Annotated in this window: 14 protein-coding genes and 1 CRISPR repeat array; of the genes, 7 read left to right on the forward strand and 7 right to left on the reverse strand. The window is 49.7% G+C overall.

Translation table 11 applies throughout. The features are described from left to right. On the forward strand, nt 1-795 hold the full coding sequence (gene mazG / locus CPY98_RS04965; protein ID WP_096386586.1) for a nucleoside triphosphate pyrophosphohydrolase: 795 nt from the start codon (nt 1-3) through the stop codon (nt 793-795). Nucleotides 796-971: 176 nt separating this feature from the next. Continuing rightward, nucleotides 972-1,180: a CRISPR direct-repeat array (repeat unit 28 nt; unit sequence GTTCACTGCCGTACAGGCAGCTTAGAAA). Nucleotides 1,181-1,247: 67 nt separating this feature from the next. On the opposite strand, the gene CPY98_RS04970 is transcribed toward mazG, so the two are convergent. From CPY98_RS04970 to CPY98_RS04980, 3 genes are all read right to left on the reverse strand, one after another. Beyond that, nucleotides 1,248-2,846, reverse strand: coding sequence for an MFS transporter (locus CPY98_RS04970; RefSeq protein WP_096386589.1), 1,599 nt, complete (start codon nt 2,844-2,846; stop codon nt 1,248-1,250). 85 nt (nt 2,847-2,931) lie between these two features. After that, nucleotides 2,932-4,602 carry an MFS transporter gene (locus tag CPY98_RS04975; RefSeq protein ID WP_096386592.1) on the reverse strand — a complete coding sequence of 557 codons (1,671 nt, stop codon included), beginning with the start codon at nt 4,600-4,602 and terminating at the stop codon, nt 2,932-2,934. A gap of 99 nt (nt 4,603-4,701) precedes the next feature. Then, a complete protein-coding gene (locus CPY98_RS04980) occupies nt 4,702-6,348 on the reverse strand; it encodes an amidohydrolase (protein ID WP_231899434.1) in 1,647 nt (548 codons plus the stop codon). Nucleotides 6,349-6,491: 143 nt separating this feature from the next. Between CPY98_RS04980 and CPY98_RS04985 the strand changes: the two genes are divergently transcribed. The 3 genes from CPY98_RS04985 (at nt 6,492) to eno (ending at nt 11,274) form a co-directional block, all read left to right on the forward strand. Continuing rightward, nucleotides 6,492-7,967, forward strand: a complete 1,476-nt coding sequence (locus CPY98_RS04985; protein ID WP_231899435.1) for a PLP-dependent aminotransferase family protein — start codon at nt 6,492-6,494, stop codon at nt 7,965-7,967. Between the two features lie 281 nt (nt 7,968-8,248). Further along, nucleotides 8,249-9,886 (forward strand): glutamine hydrolyzing CTP synthase, encoded by a 1,638-nt coding sequence (pyrG, locus tag CPY98_RS04990; RefSeq protein WP_025800558.1) that lies wholly within the window; start codon nt 8,249-8,251, stop codon nt 9,884-9,886. An 83-nt stretch (nt 9,887-9,969) separates the two neighbouring features. After that, nucleotides 9,970-11,274 carry a phosphopyruvate hydratase gene (gene eno / locus CPY98_RS04995; protein ID WP_025800559.1) on the forward strand — a complete coding sequence of 435 codons (1,305 nt, stop codon included), beginning with the start codon at nt 9,970-9,972 and terminating at the stop codon, nt 11,272-11,274. Nucleotides 11,275-11,388: 114 nt separating this feature from the next. On the opposite strand, the gene CPY98_RS05000 is transcribed toward eno, so the two are convergent. Next, nucleotides 11,389-11,616: a YdcH family protein gene (locus CPY98_RS05000; protein WP_025800560.1), complete on the reverse strand. Its 228-nt coding sequence runs from the start codon at nt 11,614-11,616 to the stop codon at nt 11,389-11,391. A 355-nt stretch (nt 11,617-11,971) separates the two neighbouring features. On the opposite strand from CPY98_RS05000, the gene CPY98_RS05005 reads away from it, so the two are divergent. The 3 genes from CPY98_RS05005 (at nt 11,972) to CPY98_RS05015 (ending at nt 14,309) form a co-directional block, all read left to right on the forward strand. Continuing rightward, complete coding sequence (locus CPY98_RS05005) at nt 11,972-12,739, forward strand: basic amino acid ABC transporter substrate-binding protein (RefSeq protein ID WP_040044484.1); 768 nt, start codon at nt 11,972-11,974, stop codon at nt 12,737-12,739. Between the two features lie 96 nt (nt 12,740-12,835). Continuing rightward, nucleotides 12,836-13,600: an amino acid ABC transporter permease gene (locus CPY98_RS05010; protein ID WP_025800562.1), complete on the forward strand. Its 765-nt coding sequence runs from the start codon at nt 12,836-12,838 to the stop codon at nt 13,598-13,600. Then, nucleotides 13,587-14,309, forward strand: a complete 723-nt coding sequence (locus CPY98_RS05015) for an amino acid ABC transporter ATP-binding protein (RefSeq protein ID WP_046449534.1) — start codon at nt 13,587-13,589, stop codon at nt 14,307-14,309. The genes CPY98_RS05010 and CPY98_RS05015 overlap by 14 nt, the downstream gene beginning before the upstream one ends. A 184-nt stretch (nt 14,310-14,493) precedes the next feature. Here the strand turns inward: CPY98_RS05015 and CPY98_RS05020 are convergent, their stop codons facing one another. The 3 genes from CPY98_RS05020 to hutU all read right to left on the reverse strand — a co-directional run bounded on the left by CPY98_RS05020 (nt 14,494) and on the right by hutU (nt 19,252). After that, nucleotides 14,494-15,927 (reverse strand): amino acid permease, encoded by a 1,434-nt coding sequence (locus tag CPY98_RS05020; protein ID WP_040044486.1) that lies wholly within the window; start codon nt 15,925-15,927, stop codon nt 14,494-14,496. A gap of 101 nt (nt 15,928-16,028) precedes the next feature. Next, the gene (hutH, locus tag CPY98_RS05025; protein WP_043491525.1) at nt 16,029-17,564 is read right to left on the reverse strand and encodes a histidine ammonia-lyase; all 1,536 of its coding nucleotides are present in this window, start codon (nt 17,562-17,564) and stop codon (nt 16,029-16,031) included. Further along, a complete protein-coding gene (gene hutU / locus CPY98_RS05030; RefSeq protein ID WP_096386595.1) occupies nt 17,564-19,252 on the reverse strand; it encodes a urocanate hydratase in 1,689 nt (562 codons plus the stop codon). The genes hutH and hutU overlap by 1 nt, the downstream gene beginning before the upstream one ends. Between the last annotated feature and the right edge of the window lie 189 nt (nt 19,253-19,441).

The raw sequence follows: 19,441 nt of genomic DNA on the forward strand, positions 1-19,441 counted from the left end.
ATGACTTCCTCCCCGATGCAACGCCTGCTGACCATCATGCAAACCCTGCGCGACCCAGAACGCGGCTGCCCGTGGGATCAGAAGCAGACTTTTGCCACGATTGCGCCCTATACGCTGGAAGAAACTTATGAGGTGCTTGACGCGATTCAGCGTGAAGATTTTAGTGACTTACGCGAAGAGCTGGGCGACCTGTTATTTCAGGTAGTGTTTTATGCACAGATGGGGCAGGAACAAGGGCTGTTTAACTTTGACGATGTGTGTAATGCCATCAGCGATAAGTTAGAACGCCGCCATCCGCATGTCTTTGCTGCCGAACATACCGAAAGCGCCGAAGCATCGCTAGCTCGCTGGGAACAGCGTAAGGCGCAGGAACGTGCTGAAAAAGATCTCAGTTCATCGATGGACGATATTCCAAATGCGCTACCTGCGCTGATGAAGGCCTATAAAATCCAAAAACGTTGCGCGGCAGTGGGATTTGATTGGGATACGCTTGGCCCCGTATTAGGCAAGGTGTATGAGGAGATCGACGAAGTGATGGATGAAGCGCAGCAGGCGGTGGTGGATGAGGAAAAGCTAGGCGAAGAAATTGGCGATCTGCTGTTTGCAACGGTGAATTTATCGCGTCACTTAGGCCATAAAGCTGAAAACGCCCTACAGGCAGCCAACCGCAAATTTGAACGTCGTTTCCGTGCAGTAGAAGATGCAGTGCGCGCCTCGGGCAAAACCATGGAAGAAGCCACGCTTGACGAAATGGAAGCGCATTGGCAGCAGGTGAAAAAGGCTGAAGGTAAATAGTCAAAATCGCGTTGGTTAAAGTGAAAAGGGCTGACGTGCTGCGTTAGCCTTTTTTTTCTGCCTACTAGTAACTGATTGATTTTAAACAGGCTGAGAATAACGCGCAGAAAAAGGGTATTTTGAATTTATTGCGCGAAATCGCTTTATTTTCACTCAGCTAGTCATAAAATCCAGCAGTTCACTGCCGTACAGGCAGCTTAGAAATTTGGTCGGTGCGCCAATCTTCCAGAAGTTAAGTTCACTGCCGTACAGGCAGCTTAGAAATGATTCAGGTAGGAATCTTATTGTTAAAGAGCGTTCACTGCCGTACAGGCAGCTTAGAAACATGCTAGGCCAAGGATTTCGCCTTGTCTCATGTTCACTGCCGTACAGGCAGCTTAGAAATTTAAACAACGGCTCTATCCCGGATGGACGAAGCTCACTGCTGTACAGGTAGATAATTCCTCGCCACTCTATTTTTTACCATCTGGTTGCAAAATTCCTCGTGTGCCTAGTAGAAACAGCAACGTCATTAGTGCCATAGCCAGTAGACCTGCTTGGCTAACACGGGCTCGAGATTGTTGGTAAAGCTTGGTGATAGTGGGTAAGTCTTGTTTGGTTGCTCCAGACTGCACTAACAGGTTGCTGAATCCTTGATCGCTGAGATAGGGAAACACGGTCATATTTTGTATGGTAATGCGGGTCTGAGGTGTGACGGTGATGTCCGCGATGCGGTGTTTCATGCTAAACGTAAGCGTAGTAAGCATGACCGTACTCACCAACGCTACACCAAGCGCTTGACCAATATCACGGGCGGCAGACTGAATTCCGCCTGACTGGCGAGCCTCTTTTTCCGGTAATGCACTGGTGACCAAATATGGCGCGTTGGCTGCAATCACTCCCATGCTGGAACCGATAAAACAAAGCCCGACAATAATCAATGATCTGTTAAAACTATGCACTCCAATACCGGCGGCGGTAACCGCTGCGCCTATAATGCCGAGAATTAGCCCAACTCTGCACTGCCTACGTGCATTACGCTGGTGGATGAAAAGTGGCAATCCTAAAGAAAATCCAGCAAGGCAAATAGCAAACGGCACTATGAGTAGGCCGGTTTGAATCGCCGTTAACCCGCTAACCACCTGAGCAAAACTCACTACCACAAAAATTCCTGAGCTGTAGGCAAAAAAGATATAAGCGGTGAGATAGAGACCGGCACGCACCTGTGGGGTATGTAAAAAAGCATGTGGAATGAGTGCGCTACCGGTGCGGGCTTCGTGCGTTTTTTCCCAACGTAGCATTATGATTAAGACCAGAACACCTGCCAAAACTAAAAATAGGGCAGGGCTTAAACCAAACAGTGTGAAAGGCGGATTAAAAGGTGCAAATAGCCCCCAGTTAGAGATTTGCAAAATGCCAAAGATGACTAAAAATAAGCCGATGGTTGAGAGAATAAAAGCAGGAAAATCAAAATGTAATGGCTGGTTGCTTTTGGCTGGTTCATCAATAAGTGCAGAAAGCAGCAGAATAATGACGAGCAGCCCTCCCATCACGGAAAATGCCCAGCGCCAGCCGAGTGTATCCAGTAGCATACCGCAAATAATCGGCCCTAAAGCAAAGGAAACGCCACTGGCTGCACCGAGCGCCCCAAAGGCCATCGCGCGATCGCGCCCTTGATAGAGTCCAGTGATTAGGCCGAAGACGGAAGGGATCATAAAACTCCCCCCAATTCCTGCCAGAATGCGCGCTGCCCAGATAAAGAACGAAATAGAGGGGGCAAGTGTGGCGCACAGTTCGCCTAATAAATAAATTGCGCATCCAATACGGAATGTTCTGCGCCAGCCGAGAACACCGCCCAGCATACCACCTGCAATCATAAAGGTGCCTGCAATTAGCGGATACATGGTGTTAGCCGCACTAACTTGCGCCATTGATGCGCCAAGATCGTGCATTAAGGCGTGTGTGGCAATACTGAGCGTGACGTTATCGGCAGAGGCCAGAAATTGTGCCATACAGAGCACGATAAGTGGCAGCCAAATACCGCGTGTGTTGATCGGGGCTGTTTTTAACATGAAAATTCTCCGGTGCGGAAAATACCAAAACGCACACCTCCTTGCAGAGGTGTGCGTTAACGAGGCAAACAACGGCTAAAGATTATTAGCGTGCTGCCTGTTTCTTTTTCTTATCATCAGTTTGCCCATCCGGCTGGTTGCCCTTTGTCCGAGTAGGGAGGTTGCGTGTGCCGAATAAAAACAGCAACGTCATTATGGCTGTCGCGACCATGCCTGCTCGAGTCGCGTTCAGACGCGCAGTTTTGTAAACCTCGCTGAGCGCCGGAACATCCCCCTGTGTAATTCCGTGATCTAACATTAGCTTGGTAAAAGCATTATCGCTTAGGTAGGGAATTACGGTGATTTCAGAGACTTTGGTGCGAGTATCGATGGATAAATGATCGTCGCTACGCGCGGCCCCTTGAACGGCCATGGTGACGGTGGTGAGCATCACCATGCCACAAACGGCAACGCCGATAGCTTGCCCAACGTTACGTGACGTTGCTTGTACGCCACCCGATTGTTGGGCATCACGTGGAGGAAGACCACTGGTTACGATATAGCTTGAATAGGCGGAAATGGTGCCCATGCTGATACCAATCAAGCACATACCGACAGGTACGATTGTTGAATAATCAGAGGGCTGGAACCCAAAAATACATAAAATAGAACCTAGCGTGCCGATTAATAATGCGGCCTGACAGAGACGTTTAGGATTGGCATTTTTGTAGATGACCGGTAGGCCAAGAGAGAAAAAGACGACGCCGAGAGCGAAAGGTAAAATCATTAATCCGGTTTGAATACCGTTGAGTCCTGCAACCACCTGCACAAAACTGACGGTGACAAAGATGCCAGAGCCATAGGCCAAAAAGATAAACGCGGTGAGGTATAAACCGTTACGTACCTGTGGGGTAGCTAAAAATGACATCGGTATCAGTGCGCTTCCCACTTTTGCTTCGCGATAGCGTTCCCATTTCAGCATAACGGCTAACACAACCAGCCCGAATAATACTAAGAACGGCGCAGGGCTCAGGCCTGCAACGGTGAACGGCGCATTGAATGGTGTAAACAGTCCCCAACTTGACACTTTTAGGAAGCCGAGGATCACGCTAAACAACCCAACAACGGTAAGTAGCACGCCTAACGCATCGAATTTTACCTTACGCTCTGGTTTGGCTGGTGTAGGAACTAAAAATGAGCCAGCAAAGATAACAATGCATAAGCCAGCAATGGCGGCGAATGCGGTACGCCAGCCCATGTGATCGACTAATAAACCACAGATAATGGGGCCGGCTGCAAAAGAGACTCCGCTGGCAGCACCGATTGCACCAAAGGCAACGGCCTGCTGTGAACCTTTATAATTGCTCGCGATAAGTCCTAAAACTGAGGGGATCATGAAACTGCCACCAACGCCGGAGAGTAGGCGAGCTCCGTAGGTGAAGACTTCCATATTAGGAGAGAAAAAGGCGGTGAGTTCAGCTAAAAAGAGCAATGAACAACCGATACGGAAGGTCTTTTTCCACCCAATGATAAGACCAATCATCCCTGCGGCCACCATGAGTGAACCGGCGGCTAATGAATACATGGCGTTGGCTATGTTGATGAGATCCATTGATGCGTGAAGATCTTTAACCAATGCACCCGTGGCGATGCTCAGTGTGGCGTTGTCGCCAGATGTTGAGAGCTGAGCTAGGCATAAAACCAGCAGTGGTAGCCATTTGATGGTCGTTGATGAATCAGCAGCGTTGGCAACCGCGGGTGTTGCGATTGAGGACATAGTTATAACCTTTAAAGGTAAATTTAGGGCGCAAGCCGTTAGCCAGCCTGCTGTGCAGGCCGGTATGAGGTGAAAAAGGTAAGAAAGACCGCGTATTGCTTAGTTTTGAATTGGCTGTAAGCGCCCGCCCAGTACGGTTCCCCAAATCCCAATGTCTTTAAGCTTCATCGGTTCAATAGCGAGTGGGTCTTGTTCAAGGATCGTGAAGTCGGCGTATTTCCCGCATTCGATGCTGCCGATGAGATGGTCGACTTTCATCGTATAGGCCGCACCGACTGTCATGGCATGTAGAGCCTCAGCGACGCTGATTTTCTCTTTTTCGCCCAGCACTCTACCGCTGGCAGTAACGCGGTTGACGGCACACCAGCCGGTAAATAGTGGGTTAATTGGTGTGATACCACAGTCGCTGTGGAAGGCAAATGGAATGCCGTGACGTACGGCGCTACCACAGGCGTCCATGCGGTTGGCGCGTTCTGGTCCCATGGTTTTTGCGTAATGCTGGTCGCCCCAATAGTAGATATGGTTACTGAAAAAATTCACGCACATGCCCAGACTTTTGATGCGTTTAAACTGATCCTCTCGCAGCATCTGAGCGTGCTGCATGGTGGCTCGGTGATTGGCTGCAGGGATCCGGTTAAGCGTTTTTTCGACTGCCTGAATGAAGGCTTCAGACGCTTCGTCACCGTTACAATGGCAATGAACCTGATAACCACGAGACATAATCTCATAGACCTGTTGTTCAACAACTTGTGGCGTGGCGTTCCAAGCGCCGTTATGTCCCGTTTTGTAATAGCCGGGTGATAACATACGGCCAGAGCCACCTTGAATAGAGCCATCTAAAAAGATTTTCATTGGACCGAAGAGCATTTTTTCATGGCCGTGTTTCATTACATCTGAAGCGAACTCAATGGCCTCAACAAACGGCTTTTTCACAAACGGAGGGCCATAAGCGACTAGCAAGCGAACAGGGAAACTGTTTTCCCGCGTCATACGAATGTAGTTCGCGGTGAGTTCTGGATTGCTGAAATCGGTTAGTCCCATGTCTGCTGCGCTGGTGCAACCAGCACGGAAAGCTTCTTGACCAAAATTACGGATCGCTTGTTCAGTGGTAAGTGCATCCCAGAAGCCATATTTGTCGAGAATCGGCCCCATCGCCGCGAACTCTACGAGCTCACCATGCAATGTGCCATCTTCATTTTTGACTACGCCTTCAATGGCGCTGTCATCAAAAATTCCACAGTCATGCAGAGCACAGGTGTTGGCCCCCATCAAATGGATGCTCATGTGGATCACTGCAACTGGACGGGTGGTGGAGACTTTATCCAGATGCTGACGGCCAAGTTTCTCGCTGCCAAAATAAATGGGATCTACGCCCCAAGCGATCAGCGGCGCATGGGGATCGGTCATGGTGCGTTCGATGGCCTGTAACGCGGTGACCACTTCGTCGAACGACCGGCATCCTTGCCAGATTTTTCCCGTATAGTCAGGGCGATCGTAATATCCAACATAAGGGAATTGCCACATACCGCCGCCGGTGGCGTGGGAGTGGGCCTCAATAAGCCCTGGCATCACAATTTTATTCGCAAAGGTGTTATCGAGCGTGTATTCGCCCCAGCCTTCCAGCTCTTCCAATGTGCCGACGGCTAAAATTTTTCCATCACGAACGGCAACGTGTGAGGCTTCGGGTTGAGAAGGGCACATCGTGATAATTTTTTTTGCTGCGTATATTACGGTTTGGTTTGTCATCAGATATTGGCCTTTAAATATTGAGCTAATCGGATCTGCCCTTTGTTTTAACCAAAGCATAGGCAAATTTAATTTGGCTATGCTAGGAGGCTTATTGGTTGTATAAAAGAGCCAAAATGGTGTGATTTTAAGGTGCCAATTTGTTGTCAAACTCATCCGCGTATTTGCAGCTTCAGCTCACAGGAATAAAACTTGAGGCAGGACGAAAACGCAGCCAGCAGTTGTATCTGTTGTTACGAGAGCTTATTGCCAGTGAGCCGCTATGTGGCGGTAGTAAGCTACCGGCAACGAGGGAGTTAGCGAAGATGCTAGGCGTTTCGCGCAATACCGTGATGAATGCCTATGAACGACTGTTTGCTGATGGATTTCTTGAAACCCGAGTGGGCGATGGTACCTATATCACTTTAGCAGGCAGTGGCACTCGGGGGCAGGCCCAACCATCACCGCCCTTAAACCCGCCACTTCATGCAGGGCTCCGTCTGCCGATTGCACAGCAATTTAACCGTCATATCGTGCATGACGGTTTGCCTTCAGCCTTTCGTATTGGGTTACCGGCGCTGGATTTGTTTCCCTTTGAAATTTGGTCACGTTTACAGAACCGTTTTTGGCGTAGAGAACCGATTCAGCATATGGGGTATGGCGATCCTGCCGGTGATATACAGCTTCGAGAATTGATTGCCCACTATTTGCGTAGTGCACGCGGATTGGCGTGCGATCCTGCACAAATTCTAGTCACACTTGGGGCACAGCAAGCCATCATGGTGTCTGCGGCGATGTTGTTGAGGGCTGAAGATGAAGTTGTGATGGAAAACCCCTGCTATTGGGCTGCTGCCGGGGCATTCTCATGTTTAGGGGTGCACATTAACGCCGTAGGCGTTGATGACGATGGGCTACTAACGCATCAGCTCGCGCAGATCCCTAAAGCTAAAATGGCCTATGTATGCCCCTCTTGCCAATATCCAACGGGGGTCACCATGTCATTGCCCCGTCGATTAGAACTGCTGAATTGGGCAATAGAGCGAGAAGCATGGATTTTAGAGGATGATTATGACGGTGAGTATCGTTATAGCGGCACCCCGTTGATGCCATTGGCTGCACTTGATCAAAGTAACCGCGTGATTTATATCGGTTCATTTTCTAAAGTCATGTACCCCGGATTACGTTTGGGCTACATGGTGGCACCGCCACAGTTGGTATCACAGCTCACACTATTGCGCACGATGGCAAGCCGTCAGCCGCCGATCAACGATCAGCGGGTGATGGCTGATTTTATTGCCGAGGGTCACTTTCAGCCGCATATTCGCCGGATGCGCAGGGCTGGTCAGCTACGGCGCGATGCGTTGCTAAAGTCATGGTGTCAGCACCTTAGCCATATAGGTTCAATGCCGGAGGTGGCATCGGGTTTACACGTAACCATCCGGTTACCCAATTTTGAACGCGAACAAACGCTGGTGGCGCAGGCCATGAGTGCGGGCATTGAGATAACCCCCTTAAGTTCGTTATGGCTGCCGGAGTCGGAGGAGAACGCTAACCACTACGGTCTTATTCTGGGGTTTGCGGGAGTGAGTGAGAGCGCCATCGAACGTGCTGTTTTGAAATTAAAAGATATTTGGCGCTAGAGCTTAATGCATGTCACTCATGATTCATCGATGGAAGCGATAACGAGAGTTGTCGTATGTTTTAACAAATTTCACCGCCTATCGTTGGTTTACAGGTTTTTTTTACCAATGAAATTTTTATCCAGTTGTAATTTAAAGCTTAAATGAATTTAGTCATACCTTTTATCCTAAACAAATGTGACTTAGGCGTTGAGATCGTTTGTGGCAAATGAAAGGTTCGGGTATACTACTGTCCCGTCTTGGTTCTTCCATCGTCTTTAAACCTAACTCTCAGGTTCAGCATGACAACTAATTATATTTTTGTGACCGGCGGGGTTGTATCCTCTCTGGGTAAAGGCATTGCCGCAGCCTCCCTGGCGGCTATTCTTGAAGCCCGTGGCCTCAACGTAAGCATGATGAAACTGGATCCGTACATCAACGTCGATCCGGGCACGATGAGCCCTATCCAGCACGGGGAAGTTTTCGTCACCGAAGACGGCGCAGAAACCGATCTGGATTTAGGTCATTACGAGCGTTTCATCCGTACCAAAATGTCCCGTCGCAATAACTTTACCACCGGCCGTATCTATTCCGACGTGCTGCGTAAAGAGCGTCGTGGCGATTATCTGGGCGCGACCGTTCAGGTTATTCCTCATATCACTAATGCAATCAAAGAACGCATCCTTGAAGGTGGCGAAGGTCACGATGTGGTTCTGGTTGAGATCGGCGGTACCGTCGGTGATATCGAATCCTTGCCATTCCTCGAAGCTATTCGCCAAATGGCGGTAGAAGTGGGTCGCGAGCACACCATGTATATGCACCTGACTTTGGTGCCGTATCTGGCGGCGGCTGGCGAAGTGAAAACTAAGCCTACTCAGCACTCTGTAAAAGAGCTTCTGTCTATCGGTATTCAGCCTGATGTGCTGATTTGTCGTTCAGATCGTGCTGTTCCTGCGAATGAGCGCGCAAAAATTGCGCTATTCTGTAATGTTCCTGAGAAAGCAGTTATTTCTCTGAAAGACGTTGATTCTATTTATAAAATCCCAGGCCTCTTGAAATCTCAGGGACTTGATGATTACATTTGTAAACGATTCAGCTTAAACTGTCCTGAAGCAAATCTGGCAGAATGGGAACAGGTGATTTACGAAGAAGCCAATCCTGGTGGTGAAGTGACCATCGGTATGGTCGGTAAATACATCGAATTACCGGATGCCTATAAGTCTGTTATTGAAGCATTGAAGCACGGCGGCCTGAAAAATCGCGTTACCGTGAACATCAAGCTTATCGATTCGCAAGACGTAGAGACCAAAGGCGTTGAACTGCTGAAAGGTTTGGATGCGATCTTGGTACCGGGCGGCTTTGGCTACCGTGGTATCGAAGGCAAAATCGCTACCGCACGCTATGCGCGTGAAAATAATATTCCATATCTGGGCATTTGCTTGGGTATGCAGGTTGCTCTGATGGAGTTTGCCCGTAACGTGGCAGGCATGGCTGATGCGAACTCAACCGAGTTTGTACCAGACTGCAAATATCCAGTGGTTGCGCTGATTTCAGAATGGCGTGACGAAGAAGGCAACGTAGAAGTACGTACAGAAGAAAGCGACCTAGGTGGCACGATGCGTTTAGGTGGACAACAATGTAATCTGGCCGACGGAAGTTTGGTTCGTCAGATGTACGGTTCACCCACTATCGTTGAACGTCATCGCCATCGCTATGAAGTAAACAACATGCTGTTGAAACAGATTGAAGCTGCGGGTCTGCGTGTGACCGGCCGTTCTGCGGATAACAAGCTGGTGGAAATCATTGAGCTGCCAAACCACCCATGGTTTGTCGCCTCTCAGTTCCACCCAGAGTTTACTTCTACGCCGCGTGATGGACATCCGTTGTTCGCTGGTTTTGTGAAAGCGGCCGGTGAGTACCAGAAGCGTCAGGCAAAATAAGTGAATATACTGGTAGGCGCGAAGCATCGGTTTCGCGCCTGTCGTCTGGAGTTTTTAGTTTAACTTGTATCGAGGAAAACCTAATGTCCAAAATCGTTAAAGTCATTGGTCGCGAAATCATCGACTCACGCGGAAACCCAACTGTAGAAGCTGAAGTTCATCTGGAAGGCGGCTTTGTCGGTATGGCTGCTGCACCATCAGGTGCTTCAACGGGTTCCCGTGAAGCGCTGGAACTGCGTGACGGTGACAAATCCCGTTTCATGGGTAAAGGCGTACTGAAAGCCGTTGCCGCTGTAAACGGCCCAATCGCTCAGGCGGTTATGGGTAAAGATGCGAAAGACCAGGCTAACATCGATAAGATCATGATCGATCTTGATGGTACAGAAAACAAATCCAAGTTTGGCGCTAACGCTATTCTGGCTGTTTCTCTGGCTGCTGCTAAAGCTGCTGCTGCCTCTAAAGGCCTGCCGCTGTATGCGCACATCGCTGAACTGAACGGCACTCCAGGCAAATATTCTATGCCTCTGCCTATGATGAACATCATCAACGGCGGCGAACATGCCGACAACAACGTTGATATCCAAGAGTTCATGATCCAGCCTGTTGGCGCTAAAACTCTGAAAGAAGCGGTTCGCATCGGTTCTGAAGTGTTCCACAACCTGGCTAAAGTTCTGAAGTCTAAAGGTATGAACACTGCTGTTGGTGACGAAGGTGGCTACGCGCCAAACCTGGGTTCTAACGCAGAAGCGCTGGCTGTTATTGCTGAAGCGGTTAAAGCAGCAGGCTACGAGCTGGGTAAAGACGTTACTCTGGCTATGGACTGTGCTGCATCTGAATTCTACAAAGACGGTAAATACGTTCTGGCTGGCGAAGGCAACAAAGCGTTCACCTCTGAAGAATTCACCCACTTCCTGGAAAACCTGACCAAAGATTACCCAATCGTTTCTATCGAAGACGGTCTGGACGAATCTGACTGGGATGGCTTCGCATACCAGACTAAAGTACTGGGCGACAAAATCCAGCTGGTCGGTGACGATCTGTTCGTAACCAATACCAAGATCCTGAAAGAAGGTATCGAAAAAGGTATCGTTAACTCCATCCTGATTAAATTCAACCAGATCGGTTCTCTGACCGAAACTCTGGCTGCAATCAAAATGGCTAAAGACGCTGGTTACACTGCAGTTATCTCTCACCGTTCAGGTGAAACTGAAGATGCTACCATCGCTGACCTGGCTGTTGGTACTGCTGCAGGCCAAATCAAAACTGGTTCTATGAGCCGTTCTGACCGTGTTGCTAAATACAACCAGCTGATTCGTATCGAAGAAGCTCTGGCTGCACAAGGCACCCCAGCACCATTCAACGGTCTGAAAGAAGTTAAAGGTCAGTAATTCGTTACTGAGCACGTTTTTTTAATTAAAAACGACTTCATTAAAAAACCCGCTCATGAGCGGGTTTTTTTTATTCGGTATTTTGTATGCAGAAGAAAACAACACGACTAACTATCAGGTTGTTGCTTCATCTTCATACGATCGCAGGATTTTATAAAGCTCGTCTTTCAATCTAAGCTTCTCTCGTTTCAATCCTGCAATTTGTTCATCAAACGGGGCTCCTGGCCGGTTTTCAGCCCTTCGGATCGTGTGATCCAACTGGTTGTGCTCATGAAAGAGCGTGGCAAAACGGACGTCTTCTGTTTTCAGTCTTGAGATAAGATCTCGATACTCTGGGAACATATGCACTCCTTTTTGTCAAAACCTAGAAGTACTATGCCACAAAAACTCTGCTTATTTTGTAATCGATATCTCAACGTGTTCGATAAAGCGTAAAGTTATGTCTTTATCACCGCCGTTTCTCCTCTCTTTTATGCCATCTAATTCCGTATAAAAAATAGTCTTTGCGTATCTTTATAAGATCTCTCACTAGAATTATGAGTCCCTGCAACAACTGATGCTTAATTGTGACGTTAGATTGAATTTTTATGCTGGGAGTAAAATTTTATTCGCAATGGTATTGAGTTGGTATGCTTTGTTGTGTATTTTTATGCATTAAAACTGCATAAATAAAATATCTTACGTCAGGGGAAAAGACATGTTGAAGAAAATGGTTTTGGCTGGCTGTTTTATGGCTGCAATGATGGGGAGCTCTTTTGCTGCACAACAAACCTACGTTGTGGGCTCTGGTGGTACCTACCGTCCATTTGAGTTTGAAAATAGCCAGAAGCAATTGGAAGGTTTTGATATCGATATCATCAAAGCGGTTGCAAAGGCTGAAGGGTTTGATATCAAACTAGTCAATACGCCGTGGGAAGGCATTTTCGCCACGCTAAACTCAGGCGATCGCGACATTATTATTTCAGGCATTACCATTACCGATAAGCGCCAGCAGATGGTCGACTTCTCCGCGCCTTATTTCCCTGCCGAACAATCTATCGTGGTACCGAATGGCTCAAAAGTAGATTCGGTTAATGCGCTGAAAGGGCAGAAGGTTGGCGTGGTGAACTCTAGCACCGGCGATATTGTGGTGTCTGAAGTGCTAGGCAAAAACAGCACTGATATTAAGCGTTTCGACAATACGCCGCTGATGCTGCAAGAGCTGTATGAGGATGGTCTAGGCGCGGCGGTTGGCGATGTGGGCGTGGTGAAGTACTACATCAAAAACCATCCAGAGAAAGAATTCAAACTGGTACCGGATAGCAAATTTGAACGCCAGTACTTTGGTATCGCCGTGGCAAAAGGCAACCAAGAATTACTCGGAAAAATTAATGCCGGCCTGAAGAAAATTGTGGCCGACGGGACCTATGCCAAGATTTATACCCAATGGTTTGACGCGAACGTTCCAACGCTGCCTGAAAAGTAAACGCTGTGGGTTGCGCTTATGGACTGGGCGCAACCGGTATAGCTGTTATAACTTGCTGTCATAAATAGAAAAAAATGTAATAAACAGGAAAGTTGTATGACCGGATTCCGTTGGGAAATCATTCAGGAATATGCCCCGCTGTTTGCTGAAGGCGCGTGGATGACCATTAAATGCACCATTATCTGTGTGATTTTAGGCACGCTTTGGGGATTAACCTTAGGCTTAGGAAGAATGGCTAAGGCTGAAAATGGCCCGTGGCGCTTCGTGTTGCGTTATTTTGTACAATGGCCTGTCCGTGTCTACGTGAGCGCTTTCCGCGGCACACCGTTGTTTGTACAGATTATGGTGGTGCATTTTGCCCTTGTTCCTCTGTTGATAAACCCGCGCGACGGTGTTTTGGTGACGAGCGGGCTGATGTCCGTAGATTTTGCCCGTATGCTGCGCTCAGACTATGGCGCATTCCTCTCGTGTATTGTGGCGATTACGCTTAATGCTGGCGCTTATGTGTCCGAAATTTTCCGTGCGGGTATTCAATCTATCGATCACGGCCAAATGGAGGCTTCGCGCGCACTCGGCATGAGCTGGGGTAAAACCATGCGCAAAGTGATTTTGCCGCAGGCGTTTCGCCGGATACTCCCGCCGTTAGGAAATAACGCGATTGCTATCGTTAAAGACTCTTCACTGGCTTCCGCTATTGGCTTGGCCGATCTTGCGTACGCTGCACGTACCGTGTCTGGCGCATATGCGACTTACTGGGAACCCTACCTAACGATTTCAGTGATTTACTGGATGCTAACGTTCATCCTGTCGCTGCTGGTGCAACATATGGAAAAGAGGTTGAGCAAAAGTGATTCACGTTGATAATTTGCAGAAGCAATTTGGTGAAACGCACGTACTGCGTGGGATCTCTTGCGATATCAAGCCGCAGGAAGTGGTTTGCATTATTGGCCCGTCGGGATCGGGGAAAAGTACATTTTTACGCTGCCTCAATGCTCTAGAAAAACCAGACGGCGGCGAAGTGTCGGTTAATGGTTTTGACGTTCATAACCCTAAAACAAATTTAAATAAAATGCGCGAAAGCGTTGGCATGGTGTTTCAGCGTTTTAATCTGTTCCCCCATATGACGGTGTTAGACAATCTGATTATGGCACCGATGTCGGTGAAAGGTATGTCGCGTGCCGATGCGCTCAAGCGCGCTGAGGTTTTGCTAGATAAGGTGGGCTTGCTCGACAAAATTGATGCATGGCCTGCTAGTTTATCTGGCGGGCAGCAGCAGCGCGTGGCAATAGCACGTTCTATGGCGATGGATCCCTCGATTATTCTTTTTGATGAGCCGACGTCTGCGCTTGATCCTGAGCTGGTTGGGGAAGTGTTGGAAGTGATGAAGAAGCTGGCGCTGGAAGGAATGACGATGGTGATCGTGACTCATGAAATGGGCTTTGCCCGTGAGGTTGCCGACCGTGTGGTATTTATCGATCAAGGTATTATTCAGGAAGAGGGGACGCCGGAGCAGATTTTCACCGCGCCAAAGAATCCACGCACGGCAGCATTTTTGAGTAAAGTTCTTTAGACAGACCCCACCCTAACCCTCCCCTTGGCAGGGGAGGGAACCGATTAGTGATGCCTGCATTAACTCGCTCTGCTCCTCCCCTGCGAAGGGGGAGGCTGGGAGGGGGTCAGCTATGTTGAACAGAATCTCGAGCTGCTCCTCCCCCTGCGAAGGGGGAGGCTAGGTGGAGGTATTAGCTGATGAGCTACACATCCGCCTCAGTTTCAGCATTAAAACCATTCACAGATTGACCTTTCGGTTTTCTCACCCAAATCCACCATGCCAACGTCAGCAGCGCCATCCACACCACACCTACGGCGAGAGCAACTCGGCTGTCTTCAAAATATCCGAGCAGCGCAATAACGAAGGCCATGAAGATGATGGTTAACGCTGGCGCTAACGGCCAGAACGGTACGGGAAATTTCAGCGTGGCGACTTCTTCTTTGCTCATCTGGCGGCGCATAGCAACCTGAGAAAGCAGGATCATCAGCCATACCCACACGGTGGCAAAGGTAGCGATAGAGGCAATAATCAAGAAGACTTTTTCTGGAATCAGATAGTTCAACACCACGCCCGTGAGCAGTGCAATCGCCATCACCAGAACCGTCATCCATGGCACGCCGCCCGCGGTTAATTTGGTAAAGCACTGAGGCGCTTGCCCATCTTTTGCCATGCCATACATCATGCGACCAGCGCCAAAAATGTCGCTGTTGATGGCCGATATTGCCGCGGTGATGACCACTACGTTGAGGACGTGAGCGGCAGAACTGATACCCAGACTTTTAAAGATTTCAACGAACGGGCTGCCATGCTGACCAATGCTGTTCCACGGATAAATCGCCATTAATACCATCAGCGTAAGGACATAAAACAGCAAAATACGCACTGGAACCGTGTTGATGGCTTTAGGGATTACCTTGGCCGGATCGCGGGCTTCGCTCGCCGTTACGCCGATAATTTCTATCCCACCAAAGGCAAACATCACCACAGCCAGCGAAGCGATGACGCCGGTAATGCCGTTTGGCATAAATCCGCCATGCTGCCACAGATTACTAAAACCCGTTGCCTGTTCATGCTGACCGAAACCAAACATCATAATGGCGCCGCCGCCGACGATCATGGCGATAATCGCGACCACTTTAATCAGCGAGAGCCAAAACTCCATTTCGCCAAATACTTTAACGCTGCACAGGTTTAACGCGCCGATAAAGCACACGATGCTGAGCACCCAAATCCATTGGGAAACATCGGGGAACCAGAGCCCCATATAGATGCCGAAGGCCGTGACATCAGCCATGCCGACAATCACCATTTCAAAAGTATATGTCCAACCGGTGATGAAACCGGCTAAGGGGCCAAGATAGCGGCTGGCATAGTGACCGAAAGAGCCGGATACCGGCTGATGTACCGCCATTTCCCCCAGCGCGCGCATCACCATGAAAACAGCGAGCCCGCCCACTAAGTAGGCTAATAAAACCGCGGGGCCGGCGAGTTGTATCGCGCCCGCAGAGCCGTAAAACAGACCGGTGCCGATGGCAGATCCTAAGGCCAGAAAACGAATGTGGCGTGCGTTCAGACCGCGTTTGAGGTGCGAGGTGTTGTGTGGTTGCAGGGGCGATGTTTCATTATTATTTTGCATGTTTTATCCCGTCATATTGGTCGGCAGGTACAGATTACCGACGCAGGGTATAGAATATATACCCCGCGTGCTCTTACTTTTTGCAGATAATGAGAGAGGACTTAGGCTTGGCTAGGCAGCAGCGCGCTAGGAATGAGCGCTTTGAGCTGACCGGAACCTAATAGCTGGCTGGCGGCTTCAATGTCGGGGGCGAAGAAACGATCCTTGTCGTAATAAGCCACGCTTTCGCGTAACAGCTGACGTGCTTGTTCTAACCGTGGACTGGTTTTTAAACCGTTGCGGAAATCTAACCCTTGGCAGGCAGAAAGCCATTCAATAGCCAGAATCCCACGCACGTTTTCTGCCATTTCCCAGAGTCGACGCCCCGCTGCCGGTGCCATCGAAACATGGTCTTCCTGATTAGCGGAAGTCGGTAAACTATCAACGCTGGAAGGATGCGCGAGGGCTTTGTTTTCGCTGGCTAGCGCGGCCGCAGTGACCTGAGCAATCATAAAGCCAGAGTTAACGCCGCCGTTGTTCACCAAGAATGGCGGCAGCTGTGACATATGCTTATCCATCATCAGCGAGGTTCGGCGTTCAGACAGCGCACCAATTTCAGCCAACGCCAGCGCCAGATTATCCGCCGCCATGGCTACTGGCTCGGCGTGGAAGTTGCCGCCAGAGACCACGTCATTTTGTTCAGCGAAGACCAGCGGGTTATCGGAAACCGCGTTAGCTTCAATTTCTAGCACCGCAGCGGCCTGACGGATTTGCGTTAAGCAAGCTCCCATCACCTGTGGCTGGCAGCGCAAGGAGTAGGGGTCTTGCACTTTTCCGCAGTTGTGATGGGAATCCGACACTTCGCTGCGTTCACCGAGCAGATGGCGGTAGGCTGCGGCGCTGTCGATTTGGCCAATTTGCCCACGCACGTCGTGAATACGGGCGTCAAACGGGCTGCGTGAACCCAGCACGGCTTCAACGGTTAAACCGCCGCACACCAACGCAGAGGCATACATATCTTCTGCGTCGAAAAGGCCACGTAGCGCATAGGCAGTCGAAACCTGTGTGCCATTAAGTAGCGCCAACCCTTCTTTGGCTGCCAGTTGAATAGGTTTTAAACCGGCTTTCTCCAGCGCCTGTGTGGCGGGTAGCCATTCCCCTTGATAGCGTGCCTGGCCTTCACCCAGCAGCACCAGACTCATATGTGCCAGCGGGGCTAAATCTCCAGAGGCGCCGACTGAGCCTTTTACCGGAATATGTGGATACACTTCGGCATTCACCAAGGCAATCAAAGCATCCAGCACTTCTTCACGAATCCCCGAGAAGCCACGCGCTAGGCTATTGATTTTCATCACCATGATTAAGCGTACGATCGCGTCATCGTTAGCGCTGCCTACACCCGCCGCATGTGAAAGTACGATGGAGCGCTGAAGGTTTTCTAGATCGCAGGTTTCAATACGTGTTGAAGCTAGCAGGCCAAAACCGGTGTTGATGCCGTAGGCGGTACGGCCTTCGGCCACGATACGCTCAACGCAGGCTACGCTTTGACGAATTGGCTCACGCGCGCTGCTGTGCAGTTGAATATGCACCGGATGATGATAGATTTCACGCAACTGGCTAAGGGTAATTTTTCCTGGCTGAAGCATTAATTCGTACATTATTTTTTCCCCTGAGCGGAGGTAATCATTGGCAGGTTTAATCCCTGCTCGTGTGCGCATTCAATGGCGATCTCATAGCCAGCATCCGCATGACGCATCACGCCGGTGGCGGGATCGTTGTGCAGTACGCGGGCGATGCGTTCAGCGGCTTCATCGGTGCCATCACACACGATAACCATGCCAGAGTGCTGAGAGAAGCCCATTCCCACGCCGCCGCCGTGATGCAGTGAAACCCATGTTGCTCCGCTGGCGGTGTTTAATAATGCGTTCAGCAGTGGCCAGTCGGATACGGCGTCCGATCCATCTTGCATGGATTCTGTTTCGCGGTTTGGGCTGGCAACCGAGCCTGAGTCTAAGTGGTCGCGACCTATCACAATAGGGGCAGACAGGGCGCCGCTGCGTACCATTTCATTGAAAGCTAAACCTAACTTAGCGCGCTGGCCTAAACCAACCCAGCAAATACGCGCTGGCAGCCCTTGGAAATGAATGCGCTCACGCGCCATATCCAGCCAGTGATGCAGGTGTTCATCGTCAGGAATAAGTTCTTTAACCATGGCATCGGTTTTGAAGATATCTTCAGGATCGCCTGACAATGCCGCCCAGCGGAACGGACCTACGCCACGGCAGAACAGTGGGCGAATATAAGCAGGGACAAAACCAGGGAAATCGAAAGCGTGAGTCACGCCCATCTCTTTGGCCATCTGGCGGATGTTGTTGCCGTAGTCAAAGGTAGGAATGCCCATCTTTTGGAACGCTAGCATGGCTTCAACGTGCTCAGCCATTGACTCTTTAGCGGCATTCACCACGAATGCAGGCTCGGCCAGCGCTCGCTCGCGATACGTTTCCCACGTCCAGCCTTTCGGTAAATAGCCATTGAGTGGGTCGTGCGCGCTGGTTTGGTCAGTTACCATGTCTGGGCGTACGCCGCGACGAACTAATTCAGGCAGAATTTCTGCCGCATTGCCGCACAGAGCAATAGAGATAGCTTTGCCTGCGTCGGTATAACGTTTGATACGTGCCAGCGCGTCATCCAGATCGGTTGCCTGTTCGTCGACGTAGCCCGTTTTCAGACGAAAATCGATACGGCTTTGCTGGCATTCGATGTTTAATGAGGTCAGCCCAGCCATGGTTGCGGCTAACGGCTGAGCGCCACCCATGCCGCCTAAGCCTGCGGTCAGAACCCAACGACCGGTCAGATCGCCGTTGTAATGTTGGCGGCCTGCTTCCACAAACGTTTCATAGGTACCCTGAACGATGCCTTGGCTACCGATGTAAATCCAGCTGCCCGCGGTCATTTGGCCGTACATAGCCAAGCCTTTGGCATCGAGCTCATTGAAGTGTTCCCACGTTGCCCAGTGTGGTACCAGATTGGAGTTAGCAATCAATACGCGCGGTGCATTGCTGTGGGTTTTGAATACGCCAACGGGTTTGCCAGATTGCACCAGCAGAGTTTCGTCGTCGTTTAAATTTTTCAGTGTTTCAACGATTTTGTCGTAGCACTCCCAGTTGCGTGCTGCGCGCCCGATGCCGCCATAAACCACTAATTCATGAGGGTTTTCTGCCACTTCAGGATCGAGATTATTCATCAGCATGCGCAACGGCGCTTCGGTCTGCCAGCTTTTGGCATTGAGTTGAGTACCACGCGGGGCGCGGATGTCGATTTCACGCAGTCGGTTTGGAAGAGTCACTTTTATTTTCCTTTCGCGTTATCAGTTCAGATATCAGGATTTACTAGTTAACTAGTGTTTAACAAAAGCTGTTATTGATTAACATATACTTGTATAGACAAGTATATGCAAATAGATTTTATACGCGTGATTTAAAGGAATAAGGACGTGGAGAAGAAAAGTATTTGTAGATAAAACAACGAATTAATT

It is taken from the genome of Hafnia sp. CBA7124 (assembly GCF_002355555.1).
Classification (GTDB): Bacteria; Pseudomonadota; Gammaproteobacteria; order Enterobacterales; family Enterobacteriaceae; genus Hafnia; species Hafnia alvei.